Raw genomic sequence first — 20,050 nt, 5'->3', positions numbered from 1 at the left:
CCGCCGCGGCACCGACGTGATGATGTCGGGCAAGGTGGCGATGGTCGCGGGCTTCGGCGACGTCGGCAAGGGCTCGGCCGCCTCGCTGCGCCAGGCCGGCTGCCGCGTCATGGTCTCCGAGGTCGATCCGATCTGCGCCCTGCAGGCGGCGATGGAAGGCTACGAGGTCGTCACGATGGAAGAGGCGGCCCCCAAGGCCGACATCTTCGTCACCGCCACCGGCAACGTCGACGTGCTGACGCTCGACCACATGAAGGCGATGAAGCACCGCGCCATCATCTGCAACATCGGCCACTTCGACAGCGAGATCCAGATCGCCAGCCTGCGTAACTTCAAGTGGCACAACGTGAAGCCGCAGGTCGACGAGGTCGAGTTCCCCGACGGCAAGCGCATCATCGTGCTGTCGGAAGGTCGCCTGGTGAACCTCGGCAACGCCACCGGCCATCCGAGCTTCGTGATGTCGGCCTCGTTCTCGAACCAGACCCTGGCCCAGGTCGAAATCTGGACCAACCCGGGCAAGTACGAGAAGCAGGTCTACACGCTGCCCAAGTTCCTCGACGAGAAGGTCGCGGCGCTCCACCTCGAGAAGGTTGGCGCCAAGCTCACCAAGCTCCGTCCGGACCAGGCCAAGTACATCGGCGTGCCCGAGGCCGGCCCCTTCAAGGGCGACCTCTACCGCTACTAGCCTTCTAACTGCCCACAGGGGCGTACATGCTAAAAGTCGGCATCGAAAGATGCCGACTTTTTCTTTGCCCCTTGCCGATGAAGCTGCGACCGAGCGGCTGGGCGCCGCCCTGGCCGCCCGCCTCAGGCCGCGCGACGTCGTGGCCCTCGAAGGCGACCTGGGCGCCGGCAAAACGACGCTCGCCCGCGCCATTCTGCGTGCCGCGGCGGGCGACCCGGCACTGATCGTACCCAGCCCAACCTTTACCCTGGTCGAAATCTACGAGACGCCCGGCGCCTCGTGGTGGCACTTCGATCTCTATCGCCTGGAGCAGCCCGAGCAGGTGTTTGAACTGGGCTGGGAAGACGCGCGCGCCGAGGGCGTGGCGCTGGTCGAATGGGCGGAGCGGCTCGGGGCACTGCTGCCGCGCGACCGGCTCACCGTCCGCCTCGCCATCGAGGGCGAAGGACGGCGCGCTACACTTGAGGGAGAGGCCCGTTTTGGCGACGTCTGAACGCAATCGATTGCGCGCCGAGTTCGTGCGCACCGCCGGCTGGGGCAATGCCGGCGAACGCCTGCTGGCCGGTGATGCCTCGTTCCGCAAATACTACCGACTGATCCGGCCCCGCGAATCCGCGGTCGTCATGGATGCCCCGCCGCCGCAGGAGGATGTACGGCTCTTCGTGCGGGTCGCACGGTACCTGATCGGCCTCGGCCTCAGCGCACCACAGATCCTGGCCGAAGATCCTGAACACGGGTTCTTGCTGCTGGAGGATTTCGGTGACGACACCTACGCGCGCGTGCTGGCGGCCGGTGGCGACGAGGGCGAACTCTATCGGCGCGCCACCGATGTGCTGGTGGAACTCTACCGGGCCGGCGACCCCACCGCGCTGCCGGACATCGGCGCCTATACGGGCGACGCCCTGATCGAGGCGGCGATGCTGCTGCCGGAATGGTATCTGCCGGCGGCAACCGGCAAGCCGACGCCCCCAGAAGAGACTGCGCGCTACATCGCAGCCTGGCGGGAATGCCTGGCGGCGCTGCCCGCCACCGACGATGCGCTGCTGCTGCGCGACTACCACAAGGACAATCTGCTCTGGCTGCCGGCGCGGCCCGGCGTGAAGGCCTGTGGCCTGCTCGACTTCCAGGATGCCCAGCGCGGCCACCCTTCCTACGACCTCGTCTCGCTGATCGAGGATGCGCGCCGCGACGTGGCGCCGGACGTGCAGACCGCCTGCCTCGATCGCTATATCGGCGGCGCGGGCATCGCCGACGCCGCGGGCTTTCGCACCGGCTTCGCTGTGATGGCGGCGCAGCGTCATGCCCGGATCATCGGCGTGTTCGTGCGATTGCTGAAGCGCGACGGCAAACCGGACTATCTGCAGTATCTGCCGCGTGTGTGGCGCATGTTCGAGCACGCGCTGCAGCACGAAGCCCTGACACCCCTGCGGAGCTGGGTCGACCGGATGCTGCCTCCTCCCCTTCGCCACTTCGGTGCACCATGATCCGTACGGCGATGATCCTGGCGGCTGGTCGCGGCGAACGCATGCGGCCGCTGACCGACTCCACGCCCAAGCCGCTGATCCCGGTGGCGGGCCGCTCGATGCTCGAACGATCGATGGATCGTCTGCAACGCCATGGCGTTCAGAACATCGTGGTCAATGTTCATCATCTTGGCGGCCAGATCGCCGACCGCCTGCGCGGCCGCGCCCGGATCATCCAGGAGGACCGGCTGCTGGACACCGGCGGCAGCGTGCGCAATGCGCTGCCACTACTGGGCAACGGACCGTTCTTCGTGGTGAACGGCGACGGGCTGTGGCGCGACGGCGAAAGCGCGATGTTGGGCCGTCTCGAAGCGGCTTGGGACCCACGCCGCATGGACGCGTTGTTGCTGCTGCATCCGCTGGCGACAGCTATCGGCCACGAGGAGAGCGGTCGCGGCGACTACTATCTCGAACCCGACGGCCGGGCGCGCCATCGCGGTACGGCCGAGACCGCGCCGTATCTTTTCGCCAGCATCTCGATCTGCGATGCGCGCCTGTTCCAGGGCTCGTCCGAAGGTCCCTTCTCCTTGGTGAAGTTGTGGACGCGCGCCGAGCAGGCCGGCCGGCTTCATGCGCTGGTACATGACGGCCAGTGGTTCCACATCGGCACGCCGCAGGCGCTGGCCGAAGCCGAACGCGTGCTGGGATGAAAGGCGTTTTCTCGATCGGCATCGACCGGCGCTTTGCCGACGAGCTGGCGCGCGGTGTGCTGGCCGAACAAGGCGACGATCCGTTGGCCTTGGCCGACATGCTGATCCTGGTGCCGACTCGGCGTTCGGTGCGCGCCCTGCGCGAGGCCTTCCTGCGCGCCGCCGACGGCAAACCGACATTGTTGCCGCGCATGGCCCCTCTGGGCGATGTCGACGACGGCGATTGGGAGATTGCCTCTGGCGACGGCACCGCGCTCGCCCTCCCTCCGGCGATCGAGCCAGCTGAGCGCGAAGCGTTGCTCGCCCTGCTGGTCTCCCGCTTCAAGGACGAGCAGGATCAGCCAATCGCCCAGTCGGCGGCACAGGCGCTCAAGCTCGCCCGCGAACTCGCTAGCCTGCTCGACGAGCTGGCAATCGACGGCGTGCCGTTCGAGAAGCTGGAGACCTTGGTCGAAGGCAACTTCGCCAGCCATTGGCAGCGCACGCTGCGCTTCCTGGCCATCGTCGGCGAGCATTGGCCTGCCATTCTGGCCGACCGTGGCCAGATCGACGCCCTCGACCGCCGCACGCGCTCGATACGATTGCAAGCCGAGCGCTGGCGCGAGAAGCCACCGGCGACGCAAGTGATCGCCGCAGGGTCGACCGGTTCGCAACCGGCTACCCGCGAACTCCTGTCGGTCATCGCCGGCCTGCCGCGGGGCGTCGTCGTGCTGCCCGGTCTCGATCGCGAGATGGACGACGAGAGCTGGGCCAAGCTCGAGCCCAGCCATCCTCAATTCGGTCTGCGTGAGCTGCTCGCCGCCTTGAAACTCGAACGCCACACAGTACCCGATTGGCCGGGCAGTCCCGGCGACGCGGCGCGCCGGCAATTGATCACCGAACTGATGCGGCCGGCGGAGACCAGCGAAATCTGGACTCGTCCCAGTGCGGCCGCGCTCGATCATGTGACGCGCGCCGATTGCGCGACGCCCCATCAAGAGGCTCTGGTGATCGCCCTGGCTTTGCGCCAGGCGCTCGAGACCAGCACGCGCACAGCAGCGCTCGTGACACCGGACCGTGACCTTGCCCGCCGCGTCGCCGCCGAACTGCGGCGCTGGGATATCGAGGTCGACGATTCGGCCGGCCAACCGCTTGCCGATACACCACCGGCGACCTTGCTGCGGGCGCTAGTGACGGCCGTCGACTCGGGCTTCGCGCCGGTCGACCTGTTGGCGCTGCTGAAGCATCCGCTCTGCTCGGTTGGCCTGTCGCGCCCTGCGTTGCTCGACGCTACACGCCGCCTCGACCGCAAGGTCTTGCGCGGACTGAAACCGGCACCAGGGCTGGATGCGCTGCAAGCTCTGATCGGCGAGAAGAAATTCGGCGACGCCGCGGACCGGGTGCAGGTCATCGACCTGATCGACCGTGTCGACGCTGCCGTACGAGAGCTCGTCACGCTGATGGCCGATGGTGCTGCTCCGCATATGTTGCTCGATGCAACGCTTGCCGCCGCCGAAAAACTAACGCCCGGCGAAACACTGTGGTCTGGCGAAGCAGGGGAAGCACTGGCCGAGGCACTCGCCCGGCTCCGCACCGCATGGACCGGACAGCCGGCGATCTCTGGTGGCGAATGGCCCGCCTTGCTCGCAACCATGCTCGCGACGGAAACGATCCGGCCGCGCTTCGGCAGACATCCGCGGTTGGCAATCTGGGGACCGCTGGAAGCACGCTTACAGCGCGCTGATCTCCTCATCCTCGGCGGGTTGAACGAAGGCACCTGGCCGCCCTCGGTCGAAACTGGGCCCTGGATCAACCGGCCCATGCGCACCGCGCTCGGCCTGCCACAGCCCGAGCGCCGCATCGGTCTGTCGGCGCACGATTTTGCCTCAGCCCTGGCCGCGGAGCGCGTGCTGCTGACGAGGGCCGAGCGTGAAGGCGGCGCGCCTACCGTACCGTCGCGTTGGCTGGCGCGGCTCGATGCCTTGTTCGGGTACGATCCCGAAAGCGGCGCGCCTGCACCGGAATACATCCAGCGCGGCCGGCGCAGTTATCTCGCTTGGGCCGAGAAGCTCGATTCGTCGGATCACTACAAGCCGCGGTCACGACCGCTGCCGACCCCACCGATCGAGTCGCGACCGACGCGCCTCACCGTATCGGACATCGAACAATGGCGGCGCGACCCCTACGGACTCTACGCACGTCGCATCCTCAATCTCAAAGCACTCGATCCGCTGGAACAGGAGCTGGGCGCGGCCGAACGCGGTTCGAGCCTGCATGCTGCACTCGATGAATTCCTCAAGACCTATCCGTCGGGCTTGCTGCCATCCGATGCGTTGCGGCTCTTCGAACAAATGGGCGAAAGGCACCTCGAAGCCGTCCTCGCCGCGCCAGCCGAACGGGCTTTCTGGTGGCCGCGCTTCCAACGATTGGCCCGCTGGTTCATCGCCACCGAGAATGCACGCCGCGCCGCCGGTACCAGATTCTTGGCGGGCGAGACCGATGGTTCGATCGAGGTCGGCGGACTCACCATTAGGGGACGCGCCGACCGTATCGATGAAACCGAACCCGGCGGCTGGGAAATCATCGACTACAAGACCGGCCGGGTGCCCTCGCCCAAGGAGCTCGAAGGGCTGTTTGCGCCGCAGCTCCTGCTCGAGGCGGCGATGGCCGAGCATGGCGGCTTCGAGAAGATCGAGGGGAAGGCGCGCGCCGTGCATCTCTCCTATTGGCAGGCCAACGGCCTCGGCGACGGCGGTGCTGTGAAGGAGATCAAGGCAAGCGACGAGCTGGTACCGAAGATGATGGCACTGGTCGCCAGGATGGTGGCGCACTTCGGCAATCCCGCGACGCCTTATGAAGCTCTGCCGTGGCCCGAGTTCATCCCGCACTTCAACGACTACGCCCATCTCGAGCGCGCCGCCGAATGGTCGACATCGGGCGGAGGCGAGGAATGAGCGACGCGTTCGATCCAGTCGCCTTTGCCAGCGGCGAGCAGCGCAAGGCGACGACGCCCGGTCATTCCGCCTGGGTCGAGGCCAATGCCGGCACCGGCAAGACCAAGGTCCTCACGGATCGCGTGACGCGGCTGCTGCTGGCTGGCGTCCGTCCCGAGCGTATCCTCTGCCTGACCTTCACCAAGGCGGCGGCGGCCGAGATGCGCAATCGTCTCGCCAGCCAACTCGGACGCTGGGCGATGGCCGACGATGCGACCCTGGCCGAGGGAATCACCAAACTGATCGATACGGCGCCACAGGCAGAGCAGAAAGTATTGGCGCGTCGACTGTTCGCGCGCGTGCTCGATGCGCCGGGTGGCATCAATATTCTAACCATTCACGCTTTCTGTCAGGCGCTGCTGAAGCGCTTTCCGCTGGAAGCCGGCGTGGCGCCGGGCTTCGAAGTGATGGATGAAGCCGAAGCGGCCAGCCTGCTGCGTCAGGCGCAGGACGACCAGATCGAGTCTCTGGCCCAGCCGGACGCGCCACAGGAGTTGAGCGCGGCACTGGCGACCGTCGCCGGGCGAATCTCGATCGCTGAGTATGCCGAGCTGATGGGCAAGCTCCTGACCGAGCGGGCCTGGCTGTTGGCACGCCTCGCCGGCAACGATGGGCTGGACCGGCTGCGCCGACGCCTGGCGAAGCAACTGGGATGCGACCAGCCGATCGAAACGACGCCGGATGAAAAATCTCTGCGGGCGGCTGTGTCGGCGCTGGCCAGTGGCGGCAAGCAGGATGCAGAACGAGCCCGTCGGATTGCCGCCTGGCTCGACGCACCGGACCGCGACGCGGTGCTCGATGATTATGCGCCGGCCTACTTCACGGAGAAGGGCGATCTGCGCAAGACGCTGGCTACCAAGGCGGTGATCAAGCTGATGTCGGATATCGACGCCGTGTTGCGCGATGAGGCCGAGCGGCTAGGGCTGGCGATGAACTATGCCCGTGGCTCGACCTTGGTCGAACTCACAGTGGCGCTGTTGCGGCTCGGTCTCGACATCACGCAGCGATACGGCAAAGCCAAGCAACGGCGGGCAGTGCTCGACTATGACGATCTGATTGTCGCCACCCGTCGGCTGCTCGAAGGCGCCGGCAGCGCCTCCTGGGTGCTCTACAAGCTCGATGGTGGCATCGACCATGTGCTGGTCGACGAGGCGCAGGACACCAACCCCGACCAGTGGGAAGTGATCCGCCAGCTCACCGAGGAATTCTTCGTCGGCGAAGGCGCAGTCGACCGGCAACGCACCATCTTCGCGGTCGGCGACACCAAGCAGTCGATCTTCGGCTTTCAGCGCGCCGATCCGCGCAAGCTCGCCGAGATGCGGCACCAGTTCGCCGAGAAGAGCGACATCGCGCAGAAGCCCTTCGTACCGATCCAGCTCACCGTCTCGTTCCGTTCGACGCCGGCCGTGCTCGACGCCGTCGACTGGGTGTTCAGCCTCGACGAAGCCGCCGAGGGCGTCGCCCAACCGGACCTCGAGGTGCAGCACTTCGCCAGCCGCAAGACCGAGCCCGGCAAGGTCGAGCTGTGGCCGCTGGTCGCCGCCGAGAAGACCGAAACCGACACGACCGACTTCGATGCCCCGCGCGATTCGATGCTGCCGCCGCACGACAGGCTCGCCCGCCTGATCGCGGCCCATGCCGGCAGCCTGATCGGCAAGGAGCGACGCGCCCGCGACGGCGAGCTGCTGCATGAAGGGCACTTCATGGTGCTGGTCCGCCGCCGCAATGCCTTCGTCAACGCGTTGGTGCGCGCCCTGAAGCAGGCCAACATCGCGGTCGCGGGTGTCGACCGGCTGAATCTCGGCGAAGAACTCGCCATCCAGGATCTGCTGGCGATGGCGCGTTTCGTGCTGCTGCCGCAGGACGATCTCAACCTCGCATGCCTCTTGAAGTCGCCACTGGTCGGCCTCGACGAGGAAGAGCTCTTCACCTTGGCCTGGCGACGCTCGGGGCATCTCTGGCGGTCGTTGCGCGAGCACGCGACAGAACCCGCCTTCGCGCAGGCCTATGCGCTTCTCTCGAAATGGCTGGCGCGTGCCGATTTCACGACGCCGTTCGACTTCTTCGCCCAAGCCCTCGGTCCGGAGGGCGGTCGTCGTCGCCTGCTGGAGAGGCTGGGCCACGAGGCTTCCGATCCGATCGATGAGCTGCTGGCGCGTGCGTTGCAGTACCAGCGCGTCGAGGCGAGTTCGTTGCAAGGCTTTCTGCGCTGGTTCGAGGCGGGCGGTAGTGAGATCAAGCGTGACCTCGATGCCAACCGCCGGCGCGAGGTGCGCATCCTCACCGTGCATGCCTCGAAGGGCCTGCAGGCGCCAATCGTCTACTTGCCCGATACGACCCGCGTGCCGCGCGATTCGGAGCGGCTGCTGGCTGCGGAAGATGGCAACACGCGGCTCTGGCTGCCGCGCACCGACGATGCCAACGAGGCGGCACGGGAGTGGCGCGCCGAAGTACGCAGGCGTTCCCTGCAGGAGCAAAATCGCCTGCTCTATGTCGCCATGACCCGGGCCGAGGACCGCCTCTACGTCGGCGGCTGGATCGGCACGCGCCGGCAGGATCCCGGTTGCTGGTACGATCGCATTGCCGCGGGCCTGCAGGCCAGCAGCGAGGCCTCCGATCGCGGGCGCCTGCAGGCTACGCCACACAGCTTCGATTTCACGACGCTGCTACCGGACGCCGGCTGGACCGGTGACGGCTTCGAGCTCTCGAACGAAGGACACATCAAAGAGCCGGAACAGCGCGAGTTGCCGTTCGAGGCTGCTGCCAAGCTTGAGGACTGGACACGTATGCCCGCACCGGCGGAGCCCGATCCGCCGACGCCGCTGGCCCCCTCGCAACCTTTGCCCGACGAGGCGGTCTCCGAGCCGCGCTCCTTCAGCCCCTTGGCGACCGACGATCCGCGGCGCTGGCAACGCGGTCTGCTGCTGCACGAACTGCTGCGCCACCTGCCGGCCTTGCCATCCTCGGAGCGCGCCGCTGCCGCCCGTCACTTCCTGGCGCAGCCGGCGAATGACCTCGCGGCGGAGGATGTCGAACGCTGGGCCGACGAGGCGCTGGCCGTCACGGAGGCCCCCGAGCACGCCGCTCTGTTCGCCGAAGGCTCGCGTGCGGAGGTCCCCCTGATCGGCACCGTGAGGACGTCGCGCGGCACCTTCACCGTCAGTGGCCAGGTCGACCGTCTCGCGGTCTCGGAGCAAGCGGTGCTGATCGTCGACTTCAAGACCAACCGGCCGCCGCCGCAATCCGCCGATGGCGTACCGCTCGCCTATCGCCGCCAGCTCGCCCTCTACCGAGCCCTGCTGCAGGGCATCTATCCCGGCCGCACGGTGCGTGCATTTCTGCTGTGGACAGCGGCTCCCCGCCTCATGGAGATTTCTGCAGAAACCCTAGACAATTCAATGCCTTACGCCTCGGCATCTTGACTTGCAGGCCCCCGGTTCCTAGCTTGAGGACCAAGGGCGGCGCCGGTCCATCGACCGGCCTGTAGTGTTTTCGGGAGAACCCATATGACCGTTAAAGCAACCGATGCTTCCTTCGAGCAGGAAGTCCTGAAATCCGACACGCCCGTCCTCGTCGACTTCTGGGCTGAATGGTGCGGCCCCTGCCGCATGATCGGTCCGTCGCTGGAAGACATCGCCAAGGAGATGGACGGCAAGCTCAAGGTCGTGAAGGTCAACATCGACGAGAATCCGATGGCGCCGACGCGCTACGGCGTTCGTTCGATCCCGACCCTTCTGCTGTTCAAGAACGGCCAGGTCGCCGCGACCAAGATCGGCGCCGAACCGAAGCAGAAGCTGGTGAGCTGGATCAACACCGTCGTCTGATCGGTACGGTGCTCAGCTGTTGCGGACCAAGATCTGGCCCGCGAGGTAGAGCGAACCACAGATGAGAATGCGCATCGGCGCGGGCTGGGTGGCCAACAGGTCTTCCAGCGCCGCGCCGATATCGTTTGCGGGCGCGCAATCAAGACCGACATCGGCTGCCTTCGCGCAAGCCTCTTGCGGCGTGTAGGCCGCGTGGCCTTCGGGGAACGGCACTGCGCGCGCCGCCGTGGCGTAGCGCGCGAGCGGCCGCAGGAAGCCCGAGGCGTCCTTGGTCGTCTGCATGGCGAAGATGAGATAGAGCGGCAGCGCTGCCGGCTCCTTTGCCCATTCCGCCGCCATGCGGCCGAGCACGATGCCACAATCCTCATTGTGGCCGCCATCGAGCCAGAGTTCGCAGCCGGGCGGCAGCGAGCCTGCCAGCGGCCCCTTTGTGAGACGTTGCAGGCGCGCCGGCCACTCTACGGACGCGAGCCCCTTGCGGATCGCGGTGTCGCCAATGTCGAAGCGCGCCGCCCGCAGACGCTCGATGCAGGCGACGGCGGTCGCAGCGTTATCGATCTGGTGTACTCCCACCAGCGCGGGTGCGGGCAGATCGAGGGTGAGGAGATCGCTTTCATAGCTGAAGCCGGATTCCTGCGGCGTCACCTGCCACTCCCGACCCATGCGAAACAAGGGCGCCGCGAGCTTGGCCGCCTCGGTCTCGATGACCTGTGCACTCACCTCGCGCTGACGGCCGATCACGGCGGGTATCGCGCGCTTGATGATGCCCGCCTTCTCCCAGGCGATGCCTTCGAGCTTGTCGCCCAGAAAGCCCGTGTGGTCGTAGCCGACCGGTGTGATGGCCGACAAAGCGGGTTCGATCACGTTGGTGCTGTCGAAGCGGCCACCCATGCCCACCTCGATGATGCCGAGTTCGGCCGGCACACGCGAGAACGCCAGGAACGCGAGCGCCGTCGTGATGTCGAAGAAAGAAATCGGCGTGTCGCCATTGGCCTCTTCGCATTCGGTCAGCAGGTCGTCGAGATCGTCATCCTCGATCAGCTGACCGGCAATCCTGATCCGCTCGTTGAAGCGGACCAGATGCGGCGAGGTGTAGACGTGCACGCGATAACCGGCGGCCTCGGCCATTGCCCGCAGATAGGCGACGAGGGAGCCCTTGCCGTTGGTGCCGGCGACATGGACGAGCGGCGGCAGCTTCTTTTCAGGCGAGCCGAGGGCTTTCAACAGGCGTTCGATGCGCTCCAGCCCGAGGGTGATCACCCTCGGATGGTGACTCATCAGACGCTGGACAATGGCGTCACTCACGGGCGGCTCAGCGGCCGGCGACGGCCAGGCCGCGGCCTTCGGCGATGAGAGGATCCATGAACAGCGAGACCATGCGGATCAAGGTCTCGCGCAGCTTGTGGCGATGGACGACGGCATCGACCATGCCATGCTCGAACAGATACTCGGAGCGCTGGAAGCCTTCCGGCAGTTCCTGGCGGATCGTGTCCTGAATGACGCGCGGGCCGGCGAAGCCGATTAGCGCTCCGGGCTCGGCGAGATGGACGTCGCCCAGCATGGCGAACGAGGCCGAGACGCCACCGGTCGTCGGATCGGTCAGCACCACGATGTACGGAAGCCCCGCGCCCTTCACCTTGCGCACGGCGATGGTGGTGCGCGTGAGCTGCATAAGCGAGAGGATGCCCTCCTGCATGCGCGCGCCACCCGAGGAGGAGAAGACGATCAGCGGCGCCTTGCGGGCGACCGCCAGATCAGCCGCCATCACCAGCCCTTCGCCCACGGCCGTACCCATGGAGCCGCCCATGAAGCCGAAATCGAGCAGTGCCACGATGGTGAGACGGCTGCCCATCAGGCCGCTCGACACGACCAGCGCATCTGTCGAACCCTCCGCGCTGGCCTGCGCTTCCTTGAGCTTGGCGTCGTAGCGCTTGGTGTCGCGGAACTTCAGAGGGTCGACGGGCACCCGCGGCAGCGGATGCAACTCGTATTTGCCTTCGTCGAAGATGTGCGGCAGACGCTTCAGCGGCCTAAGCCGCATGTGATGGCCGCAATGATTGCAGACTTCCTGGTTGGCTTCCCAATCGCGCGTGAACAGCATCTGTTCGCACTTGGGACATTTCACCCAGAGATTGTCCGGCGTCTCCTTGCGGGCGACCAGGGCGCGCAGCTTCGGACGGACGAAATTGGTCAGCCAATTCATGGCGGCGGTATCGCACGAATGCCCATGGCGGCCAAGCTCAGCGCCAGAACCCGGAAAACGGCGCCATGAAGTCCCCAGGTTTCTTCACTTCACAGAAAGATTTCCGCGCGTGGTAGTCGGCGCAGAGCTTCTGCGCAGCAGCGGGCTCGAGATCGGCGATGATGGCGGCCTGTCGGGTCACCTTGTTCGACGTGACAGGGAGGATGTACTCCTTGCCGAGCGTGGCGGAGCCCATCGTGCCCAGCCGCGCTTGGCCAGCGTCGAACACATTTTTCGCAGCCCTCCAGTCACCATAGGTGCCGAGCCACACCGCATCACCCGGCATGTCGTAACGAATCGTGCCGCACTCACCATAAGGCAGCACCATCGCCGGCCCATTGCCACCATTGCGCAACTGCCAGACCTTCTGACGGCTGCCGCCGGTCTTGAGCGCAAAGGCCTCGTCGAACAGGCGCACCAGGAATTCATCGCGGAGATCGCCACGCCGGAAGCCGAAAGCCACGGCAACGAGCCGGCGGCCGTCGCGCACGGCGCTGCCCACGATGTTGAAGCCGGAGGCGCAGACGAAGCCAGTCTTCAGGCCATCGGCATAAGGCGCATAGAGATCGAGGAACTTGAGGCCGGGGCCGACCTTGGTCTTGCCGAGATAGAATTCCTGGGTCCGGAAGTAGCTGTAGTACTGCGGGAAGTCCTTGATCAGGGCGAGGGCCAGGATCGCCATGTCGCGCGCCGTGGTCTGCTGCGCACCGTCCGGCAGCCCATTGGCATTGCGGAATTGCGTCGCCGTCATGCCGAGACGTACCGCGGTTTCCGTCATGCGCTGCGCGAAGGCGGGCTCGGATCCCGAGAGGCGTTCGGCGAAGGCCGTGGCGACGTCGTTGGCGGAGCGCGCTACCAGCGCCTGCAGCCCCTGCTCGACCGTGACCGACTGGCCGGCGGCCAATACCAGCTTGGAGGCGGGCTTTGCCCGGGCATTCTCCGTGAAGGCCAGTGTCGACCCGAGCTGCAGGCGGCCAGCCTTCAATTCCTCGAAGACGAGGTAAATCGTCATCATCTTGGTGAGTGAGGCCGGCTGCCAGGAGATGCCGGCGTTGCGTTCCACCAGGACTTCGCCGGTGGCAACATCGACGGCGAGGTAAGGACCGGCCGGCACGGGCCCCGAGGGCGATGCCACGGTGGCGATCTGGGCCCGGGCGGGCGCCGTCAGGAGGCCTACCAGCCCCAGAAGGCACAACAAAAGACGCACGTTCATTGTCACCGACACTCGAGGGGGCGACAGCATACGCCCTTCCACGCGCCGGCGGGAGGCATTAGATCAAATGGATGCTCAAGGTCATGATCGCCCCCGTCACCCCGTTTCAGCAAAACTGCTCCATCATCTGGTGCGATGAAACCATGGAAGGCACCGCCGTCGATCCCGGCGGCGACTTCGACATGCTGCAACAGGCCATTGCCGAGCAGGGCATCAAGATCACCAAGGTGCTGCTGACCCACGGCCATGTCGACCATGCCTCGGCGGCCGGCACCATGGCCGAGCATTACGGGGTCAAGATCGAGGGGCCGCACGAGGACGATCTGTTCCTGATCGAGGGCCTGCCGGACTCCGGCCGCAAGTACAACTTCCCGGCCTACAAGCCGTTCGTGCCCGACCGCTGGCTGACCAATGGCGAGTCCGTCGAGCTCGGCAACCTCACGTTCGATGTCGTGCATTGCCCCGGCCACACGCCGGGCCATGTCGTATTCGTGCACAAGCCTTCGAAGGTGGCCTTCGTCGGTGACGTGCTGTTCCGCGGCTCGATCGGCCGTACGGACTTTCCACGCGGCAACCACGACCAGCTCCTGACCTCGATCCGCAAGCGCCTGTGGCCCTTGGGCGACGACATCACCTTCGTGCCCGGTCACGGCCAGACCTCGACCTTCGGTTGGGAACGCAAGACCAACCCGTTCGTCGCCGATCTCAACTTCGACGACGACGAGTGAAGGTCGCCCTCTACCTCAGCCAGGCATGGTCCCGGCCATAGGCTGCGACGATCGCCTGCCGCAGCCACTCTTTCTGCGGCGCATTCAACAATGGCCACGCCGCCGCGAAATCGACTTCGTCTTTGGATCGAGGTGCTTTGGCTTTGTAGAAAAGCTGAACCTCGGGAGCGAGGAAGGGAATGCCCTTGGGATCGAGCGAGCCGAGTTCGACGACTGGTCTGGTAACGGCTGTACAACGTCGAGAACGCCAGAGAGCGCCCTCGCTATCGTCGAGCATCAACTGAAATCGCCACGGCCCGCCATGCTCGCGGCACCACACGTCCGACACCTGCGAAGGCAGCGCGTCGCCGTCTCTCCAGGGCCGCAAGGTGCCGGGCGGATCGGCCATCCGGCAATCCCACCTCGCCAACAACATCCGAACGGCGGCATGGTCCGCGTGCAGCAAGAGGATGTCGATATCACCGTGAGGCCTTAGTGGCCTGCCGACGAAGTGCTCGAGGGCGTAGCCGCCGGCGATCCACCAAGGGAACGGTGCCGACGCGAAGATCGCCGCTACTTCATCTGGCGTGAGCGGTTGCCAGGGCCGTTCGTGCTCTGCGCTCACTGCCGGGTCGTGAAGGCCGCCGCTCAGGCCTTCCGCACGCCGCGCACGCCGTCCGCCAGCGCCTTGATGTAGGCGAAGACGCCCGGCACGAGGTCGGGCTTGGCCTTGCCGTTGTCGTCGAGGCCCGCCTTCACGCGATCGACGATGGCGGAGCCCACCACCGCGGCATCGGCATGGCGCGCGATGGCGGCGGCCTGATCCGGCGTCTTGATGCCGAAGCCCACGCCCACCGGCAGCTTGGTGTGGCGCTTGATGCGCTCGACATGCGTGCGCACCGCCTCTTCCGACGCCGACGTGGTGCCGGTGATGCCGAGCACTGAGACGAAATAGACGAAGCCTGAAGAATACTTCAGCACCGCCGGCAGACGCTTGTCGTCGGTCGTAGGCGCCGTCAGGAGCACCGTATCGAGACCGTTGGCCACGGCGTGCGGCTTCAGTTCGTCGGCTTCCTCCGGCGGCAGATCGACCAGAATGAAGCCGTCGATGCCAGCGGCAGCAGCCTCCTTGCAGAAGCGTTCGGCGCCGCGCTGATAGACCAGGTTGTAGTAGCCCATCAGCAGGATCGGCGTGTCGTTGTCGCCGGTCTCCTTGCGGAAGCGACGCACCATGTCGAAGGTCACGTCGACTGTGATGCCGGCCTTCAGCGCCCGCTGGCCGGCGAGCTGGATCGACGGGCCATCGGCCATCGGATCGGTGAACGGCATGCCGAGCTCGATCAGGTCGGCGCCTGCTGCTGGCAGGCCCTTCAGTATCTGGTAACCGACTTCGGCATTGGGATCGCCAGCAGTGATATAGGTCACAAGGCCGGCGCGCTTGTCGGCCTTGAGCTGGGCGAAGCGCTTCTCGATGCGGCTCATCAGATCTCGACCCCCAAACGCGCGGCGATCTGCGGGACGTCCTTGTCGCCGCGACCTGAAAGATTCATCACCAGCAGATTGTCCTTGGGCAGGCTCGGCGCGAGCTTGAGCGTGTGCGCCAGCGCATGGGCCGATTCGAGCGCGGGAATGATGCCCTCGATCTTGCACAGGAGCTGGAACGCCTCGACTGCCTCGTCGTCGGTCGCCGAGACGTATTCGACGCGGCCCTTCTCCTTGAGCCAGGAATGCTCGGGTCCGATGCCGGGATAGTCGAGGCCGGCCGAGATCGAATGCGCCTCGGTGATCTGGCCTTCCTTGTCCTGCAATAGATAGGTGCGATTGCCATGCAGCACGCCGGGACGACCGCCTGTCAGCGAAGCCGCATGCTCGCCGCTGTCGATGCCACGGCCCGCCGCTTCGACACCGATGATGCGCACGCCCGAATCGTCGAGGAACGGATGGAACAGGCCCATCGCGTTCGAACCGCCACCGATGCATGCCACCAGCGTGTCCGGCAACCGGCCTTCGGCTTCCATCATCTGCTTGCGGACTTCATCACCGATCACGCACTGGAAGTCGCGCACCATCGCCGGATAGGGATGCGGCCCGGCCACCGTGCCGATGCAGTAGAACGTCGTCTCGCAGGTCGCGACCCAGTCGCGCAGCGCCTCGTTCATCGCATCCTTGAGCGTGGCAGCCCCTGCCTTCACCGGACGCACTTCCGCGCCAAGCATCTTCATGCGGAACACGTTGGGGGCCTGGCGGTCGACGTCGACCGAGCCCATGAACACGACGCAGGGAATGTCGAACAGCGCGCAGGCCGTCGCCGTGGCGACGCCATGCTGGCCCGCGCCCGTCTCCGCGATCACGCGCGTCTTACCCATGCGCTTGGCCAGGAGCACCTGGCCCAGCACGTTGTTGATCTTGTGGCTGCCCGTGTGGTTCAGCTCGTCGCGCTTCAGGTAGACCTTGGCGCCGCCCAGCTTCTTGGTCAGCCGCTCGGCGTAATAGAGCGGGCTCGGCCGGCCGGCATATTGCGACAGGAGATACTTCAGCTCGCCCTGGAACTGCGGATCGGCCTTGGCCTCGTTGTAGGCCTTCTCCAGCTCGAGGATCAGCGGCATCAGCGTTTCGGCGACGTAGCGGCCGCCAAAAAGACCGAAATGCCCGCGTTCGTCGGGGCCGGTGCGAAAACTGTTAGGCGAAGGGGACATGGCTCTTCCTGTCGGGGACCGGCGGACTTAGCAGCCCCGACAGGGGTGGTCAAAAGCCCTAGTTCTTCTTTTTCTTGGCCGCTTTCTTCTTGGCCTTGGGAGCGGCCTTGCGCTTAGCCGCCGGCTTGGCGGCAGCACGCCGGGACGGCGCATCCTCGACCTCAAGGATCACCTCGATTTCGACCGGAATGCCGCGCGGCAACGAGGCCATGCCGACCGCCGACCGCGCATGGCGGCCGCGTTCGCCGAACACCGAGACGAAGAGATCGGAGCAGCCGTTGATCACTTCGGGCTGCTGGCCGAATTCCGGGATGGCGTTGACCATGCCCAGCACCTTGACGATGCGCTTCACGCGATCGAGGTCGCCCAGCTCGGCCTTGATGGCCGCGATGATGCTGAGACCAACGGAGCGCGCATGCTCGTAGGCCTCCTCGACGGTGAAATCGCGACCGACCTTGCCCACGGGCAGAGGATGTCCCGGCTGGCCCGGTCCCTTGCCCGCCATGTAGAGTAGGTTGCCGGTGCGGACGGCGTTTACGTAGCTGCCCATCGGCGTCGTGGGCTTGGCGAGCTCGATGCCGAGCTCCTTCAATCGCTTCTCGACTTTCATGTCTCTCCCCCTCAGAGCGCCTTCACCCTGTCGAGGAAGGCGCGAATCAGCTCTATAGATTTCACACCCCGGCTCGTTTCGACGCCAGAAGAAACGTCGACGGTCGGCGTGCCCGTGACGCGCACCGCTTCGGCAACATTGTCGGGCGTGAGTCCGCCGGCAAGCAACCACGGCAGCGGTACCTTGCGGCCCGACAGGATCGTCCAGTCGAAGGATTTGGCATTGCCACCGGGCAGAGTGCCATCGGCGGCATCGAACATCAGCCGATCGGCCACACCGGCATAGGCTGCGATGCCTTGCTCGACATCTTCGGGCCGGGCGACCTTGATCACCTTCATGACCTGCTTGCCGGTGCGTGCCTTGAGCGCCGCCACGCGATCCGGTGTCTCCGCCCCGTGGAGTTGCAGCATGTCGATGGCGCCGGTCGCGAGACGCTCGTCGATTAACGCATCATCAGGATCGACGAACAGGCCGACGCGCCCGACGCTTGCCGGCACCCTCGCACCCAGCGCCTTCAGGAGATCGAGCGAGCCGATGTGACGGGGCGACTTGGGAAACGTGACGAAGCCCACCCAGCGGGCGCCGGCCTGGACCGCGGCATCGAGCGTTTCCGGCGTCGAGAGCCCGCAGATCTTGGCCTCGATGGTCATAGGTCGTTGACGCCGGCTTCGCGCGCGATCGCTTCGGCCGCGGCGCGTGGATCGGCTGCCTGATAGATTGGCCGGCTGACGACCAGGTTGGTGGCGCCGAGATCGACGGCCTGCCGCGGAGTCATCACCCGCTTCTGATCGTTGGCGGCGCTGCCGGCGGGGCGGATACCCGGCACCATCAGGACGAAATCCGGGCCGCATTGCTTGCGCAGAGCTGCGATTTCCAGCGGCGAGCAAATCACACCGTCGAGGCCACTCTCGCGCGCCAGCGCGGCGAGCCGTAGCACCTGGTCCGACGGATCGGCGTTCACGCCAGTCGCCTCGAGGTCGGCGCGGTCGAGCGAGGTCAGCACCGTGACGCCCAGCAGCTTCGGCCGCGGCACATTGTGCTTGGCGGCCTGCGTGCCGGCCTCTTCAACGGCGGCCTTCAGCATGTCGCGACCGCCGCTCGAATGGATGGTGATGAAGGTCGGCGCCAGTTCAGCCACGGCACGAATGCCGCCGGCCGCCGTGTTGGGAATGTCGTGCAGCTTGAGATCGAGAAAGAAGCCGACGCCAGTCGCCCGCACCGGCTCGGGAAAGGCATAGCGAACGCCCGGCGCGCCGTGCGCCAGGAAGAATTCGAGCCCGAGCTTGATGCCGCCGACGGCCGGTTTCGGCCCTCCAGCAATGGACTGGATAAGCTTGGCAGCCCAGATGAGATCGGTGGTATCGACGCCGCAATAGACGGGATTGGCCGGGTTTTTCATCGCGGGGCAACCTAATGGCCATGCCCCGGAGCAGCAATCAGGAACTGCGCACCCGGCGCACAGCATCCTTCCAGCCGGCATAGCGGCGATCGCGCGAAATCGTATCCTCGGTGGGCTTGAAGGCCCGGTCGAGCACCCAGGTCTTGGACAAGGCCTCGAGCGACGGCCAGAGGCCCGCCGCCAGCCCCGCCAGGAAGGCCGCGCCCAGGGCGGTGGTCTCCGTCACCTGCGGTCGCTCCACCGGCGCGCCGACCGTGTCGGCCAGCCGCTGCATCAACGGATCGTTAACGACCATGCCGCCATCGACCCGCAGGTCATCGATCTGCGCCCCGTCGCTGCGCATCGCCTCCACGAGGTCGCGGGTCTGGTAGCAGACCGAATCGAGCGTGGCAGCGGCGATCTCGCCAGGGCCGGAATCGCGCGTCAGCCCCAGGATCGCGCCGCGGGCTTCGGCATCCCAATAAGGCGCCCCGAGACCTACGAAGGCCGGCACCATGTAGACGCCATGGGCATCCTTGGCGCCGCGCGCCAGCGCCTCGACATCCGCCGACTTGCTGATGAGGCGCAGCCCATCGCGCAGCCATTGCACGGCGGCGCCGGCGATGAAGATGCTGCCCTCCAGCGCATAGGTCCGACGCCCGTCGAGCTGATAGGCGATGGTGGTGAGCAGCCGCGACCGCGAATGCATGGCGAGACTGCCGGTGTTCAGCAGCGCAAAGCAGCCCGTGCCGTAAGTCGCCTTGACCATGCCGGGCTTGATGCAAGCCTGGCCCACGGTGGCCGCCTGCTGATCGCCTGCCATGCCCAGGATCGGCACCGGCGCGCCGAGGATGTCGGCTGTCGCAACGCCGAGTTCACCCGAACAATCGACTACCCGAGGCAACAGCGACGCCGGCACGCGCAGAAGCTGCATCAGTTCCGGGTCCCAGGCACCCTTGCGAATATCCAGCAGCAGCGAGCGGCTGGCGTTGGTGGCGTCGCTCGCATGCACCTTGCCGCCGGTCAGGCGCCACAGCAGGAAGCATTCGATGGTGCCCGCCGCGAGTGCGCCCTTCTCAGCCGCAGCCCGGGCACCGGCGACGTGATCCAGGATCCACTCGATCTTGGTGCCGGAGAAATACGGGTCGAGCAGCAGGCCGGTACGATCGGAGAAGATCTTCTCATGCCCCGCCTGCTTCAGCGCCTGGCAGCGATCGGCGGTGCGGCGGTCCTGCCAGACGATGGCATTGTGCACCGGCTTGCCGGTGGCGCGATCCCACACGACCGTGGTCTCGCGCTGATTGGTGATGCCGATGCCGGCCAGAGCCGACGCTTCGACCTTCGCATTGGCGAGCGCACCGCGGCAGACCTCGACCGTCGCCGACCAGATCTCTTCCGGATCGTGCTCCACCCAGCCGGGCCGCGGGAAGATCTGCGGCAATTCCTTCTGTGCTGACGCAACCGGATGCCCCGAGGAATCGAAGACGATGGCGCGAGTGCTGGTCGTGCCCTGGTCGATGGCGAGGATATGACGACCGGCCATCGCGCGC

Annotated in this window: 18 protein-coding genes; 8 read left to right on the top strand and 10 right to left on the bottom strand. The window is 66.2% G+C overall.

Annotation, left to right across the window (positions count from 1 at the left end; all coding sequences use genetic code 11):
- The 7 genes from EPO50_RS12360 to trxA all read left to right on the top strand — a co-directional run.
- Nucleotides 1–685, top strand: a 685-nt coding sequence (locus EPO50_RS12360; RefSeq protein ID WP_296344385.1) for an adenosylhomocysteinase, incomplete at its 5' end; no start/stop codon positions are given.
- A gap of 49 nt (nt 686–734) precedes the next feature.
- Complete coding sequence (gene tsaE, locus EPO50_RS12355; RefSeq protein ID WP_296344383.1) at nt 735–1,178, top strand: tRNA (adenosine(37)-N6)-threonylcarbamoyltransferase complex ATPase subunit type 1 TsaE; 444 nt, start codon at nt 735–737, stop codon at nt 1,176–1,178.
- Entirely contained in the window at nt 1,165–2,169 is a 1,005-nt protein-coding gene (locus EPO50_RS12350; RefSeq protein ID WP_296344382.1) for a phosphotransferase, read from the top strand. The genes tsaE and EPO50_RS12350 overlap by 14 nt, the downstream gene beginning before the upstream one ends.
- On the top strand, nt 2,166–2,858 hold the full coding sequence (locus EPO50_RS12345; protein WP_296344381.1) for a nucleotidyltransferase family protein: 693 nt from the start codon (nt 2,166–2,168) through the stop codon (nt 2,856–2,858). The genes EPO50_RS12350 and EPO50_RS12345 overlap by 4 nt, the downstream gene beginning before the upstream one ends.
- Nucleotides 2,855–5,791, top strand: a complete 2,937-nt coding sequence (gene addB, locus EPO50_RS12340; RefSeq protein ID WP_296344379.1) for a double-strand break repair protein AddB — start codon at nt 2,855–2,857, stop codon at nt 5,789–5,791. Before EPO50_RS12345 ends, addB begins: the two co-directional genes overlap by 4 nt.
- A complete protein-coding gene (gene addA / locus EPO50_RS12335; protein ID WP_296344377.1) occupies nt 5,788–9,252 on the top strand; it encodes a double-strand break repair helicase AddA in 3,465 nt (1,154 codons plus the stop codon). Before addB ends, addA begins: the two co-directional genes overlap by 4 nt.
- A gap of 84 nt (nt 9,253–9,336) precedes the next feature.
- A complete protein-coding gene (gene trxA / locus EPO50_RS12330) occupies nt 9,337–9,654 on the top strand; it encodes a thioredoxin (protein WP_296344375.1) in 318 nt (105 codons plus the stop codon).
- Between the two features lie 12 nt (nt 9,655–9,666).
- On the opposite strand, the gene EPO50_RS12325 is transcribed toward trxA, so the two are convergent.
- From EPO50_RS12325 to EPO50_RS12315, 3 genes are read right to left on the bottom strand one after another with little or no spacing between them, the layout of a single operon-like run.
- Complete coding sequence (locus EPO50_RS12325) at nt 9,667–10,959, bottom strand: folylpolyglutamate synthase/dihydrofolate synthase family protein (protein ID WP_367268041.1); 1,293 nt, start codon at nt 10,957–10,959, stop codon at nt 9,667–9,669.
- Between the two features lie 7 nt (nt 10,960–10,966).
- Nucleotides 10,967–11,857: an acetyl-CoA carboxylase, carboxyltransferase subunit beta gene (gene accD, locus EPO50_RS12320; RefSeq protein WP_296344373.1), complete on the bottom strand. Its 891-nt coding sequence runs from the start codon at nt 11,855–11,857 to the stop codon at nt 10,967–10,969.
- Between the two features lie 37 nt (nt 11,858–11,894).
- Nucleotides 11,895–13,109, bottom strand: a complete 1,215-nt coding sequence (locus EPO50_RS12315) for a D-alanyl-D-alanine carboxypeptidase family protein (RefSeq protein ID WP_296344372.1) — start codon at nt 13,107–13,109, stop codon at nt 11,895–11,897.
- Between the two features lie 71 nt (nt 13,110–13,180).
- Between EPO50_RS12315 and EPO50_RS12310 the strand changes: the two genes are divergently transcribed.
- On the top strand, nt 13,181–13,837 hold the full coding sequence (locus tag EPO50_RS12310) for an MBL fold metallo-hydrolase (protein WP_296344370.1): 657 nt from the start codon (nt 13,181–13,183) through the stop codon (nt 13,835–13,837).
- Nucleotides 13,838–13,847: 10 nt separating this feature from the next.
- On the opposite strand, the gene EPO50_RS12305 is transcribed toward EPO50_RS12310, so the two are convergent.
- The 7 genes from EPO50_RS12305 to glpK form a co-directional block, all read right to left on the bottom strand.
- A complete protein-coding gene (locus EPO50_RS12305) occupies nt 13,848–14,225 on the bottom strand; it encodes a hypothetical protein (protein WP_296344367.1) in 378 nt (125 codons plus the stop codon).
- A 239-nt stretch (nt 14,226–14,464) separates the two neighbouring features.
- The gene (gene trpA / locus EPO50_RS12300) at nt 14,465–15,301 is read right to left on the bottom strand and encodes a tryptophan synthase subunit alpha (RefSeq protein WP_296344391.1); all 837 of its coding nucleotides are present in this window, start codon (nt 15,299–15,301) and stop codon (nt 14,465–14,467) included.
- Complete coding sequence (gene trpB / locus EPO50_RS12295; RefSeq protein WP_296344366.1) at nt 15,298–16,512, bottom strand: tryptophan synthase subunit beta; 1,215 nt, start codon at nt 16,510–16,512, stop codon at nt 15,298–15,300. The genes trpA and trpB overlap by 4 nt, the downstream gene beginning before the upstream one ends.
- A 58-nt stretch (nt 16,513–16,570) precedes the next feature.
- On the bottom strand, nt 16,571–17,122 hold the full coding sequence (locus EPO50_RS12290) for a RidA family protein (RefSeq protein ID WP_367268040.1): 552 nt from the start codon (nt 17,120–17,122) through the stop codon (nt 16,571–16,573).
- A gap of 11 nt (nt 17,123–17,133) precedes the next feature.
- A complete protein-coding gene (locus EPO50_RS12285) occupies nt 17,134–17,772 on the bottom strand; it encodes a phosphoribosylanthranilate isomerase (protein ID WP_296344364.1) in 639 nt (212 codons plus the stop codon).
- Nucleotides 17,769–18,521 (bottom strand): orotidine-5'-phosphate decarboxylase, encoded by a 753-nt coding sequence (pyrF, locus tag EPO50_RS12280; RefSeq protein WP_296344362.1) that lies wholly within the window; start codon nt 18,519–18,521, stop codon nt 17,769–17,771. Before pyrF ends, EPO50_RS12285 begins: the two co-directional genes overlap by 4 nt.
- 37 nt (nt 18,522–18,558) lie before the next feature.
- Nucleotides 18,559–20,043: a glycerol kinase GlpK gene (glpK, locus tag EPO50_RS12275; protein ID WP_296344360.1), complete on the bottom strand. Its 1,485-nt coding sequence runs from the start codon at nt 20,041–20,043 to the stop codon at nt 18,559–18,561.
- Nucleotides 20,044–20,050: the final 7 nt, after the last annotated feature.

Source organism: Reyranella sp., from assembly GCF_004297405.1.
In the GTDB taxonomy this organism is placed as follows: domain Bacteria; phylum Pseudomonadota; class Alphaproteobacteria; order Reyranellales; family Reyranellaceae; genus Reyranella.
The sequence above is the reverse complement of the archived record's forward strand: the minus strand, read 5'-3'. Positions and strand labels throughout refer to the sequence as shown.

Bases quoted from the DNA above. Each gene is read 5' to 3' on its own strand.
- tsaE (WP_296344383.1), top strand. From the start codon at position 735: ATGCCGACTTTTTCTTTGCCCCTTGCCGATGAAGCTGCGACCGAGCGG.
- EPO50_RS12345 (WP_296344381.1), top strand. From the start codon at position 2,166: ATGATCCGTACGGCGATGATCCTGGCGGCTGGTCGCGGCGAACGCATG.
- addB (WP_296344379.1), top strand. From the start codon at position 2,855: ATGAAAGGCGTTTTCTCGATCGGCATCGACCGGCGCTTTGCCGACGAG.
- addA (WP_296344377.1), top strand. From the start codon at position 5,788: ATGAGCGACGCGTTCGATCCAGTCGCCTTTGCCAGCGGCGAGCAGCGC.
- trxA (WP_296344375.1), top strand. From the start codon at position 9,337: ATGACCGTTAAAGCAACCGATGCTTCCTTCGAGCAGGAAGTCCTGAAA.
- accD (WP_296344373.1), bottom strand. From the start codon at position 11,857: ATGAATTGGCTGACCAATTTCGTCCGTCCGAAGCTGCGCGCCCTGGTC.
- EPO50_RS12315 (WP_296344372.1), bottom strand. From the start codon at position 13,109: ATGAACGTGCGTCTTTTGTTGTGCCTTCTGGGGCTGGTAGGCCTCCTG.
- EPO50_RS12310 (WP_296344370.1), top strand. From the start codon at position 13,181: ATGCTCAAGGTCATGATCGCCCCCGTCACCCCGTTTCAGCAAAACTGC.
- EPO50_RS12305 (WP_296344367.1), bottom strand. From the start codon at position 14,225: ATGGCCGATCCGCCCGGCACCTTGCGGCCCTGGAGAGACGGCGACGCG.
- trpB (WP_296344366.1), bottom strand. From the start codon at position 16,512: ATGTCCCCTTCGCCTAACAGTTTTCGCACCGGCCCCGACGAACGCGGG.
- EPO50_RS12290 (WP_367268040.1), bottom strand. From the start codon at position 17,122: ATGAAAGTCGAGAAGCGATTGAAGGAGCTCGGCATCGAGCTCGCCAAG.
- EPO50_RS12285 (WP_296344364.1), bottom strand. From the start codon at position 17,772: ATGACCATCGAGGCCAAGATCTGCGGGCTCTCGACGCCGGAAACGCTC.
- pyrF (WP_296344362.1), bottom strand. From the start codon at position 18,521: ATGAAAAACCCGGCCAATCCCGTCTATTGCGGCGTCGATACCACCGAT.
- glpK (WP_296344360.1), bottom strand. From the start codon at position 20,043: ATGGCCGGTCGTCATATCCTCGCCATCGACCAGGGCACGACCAGCACT.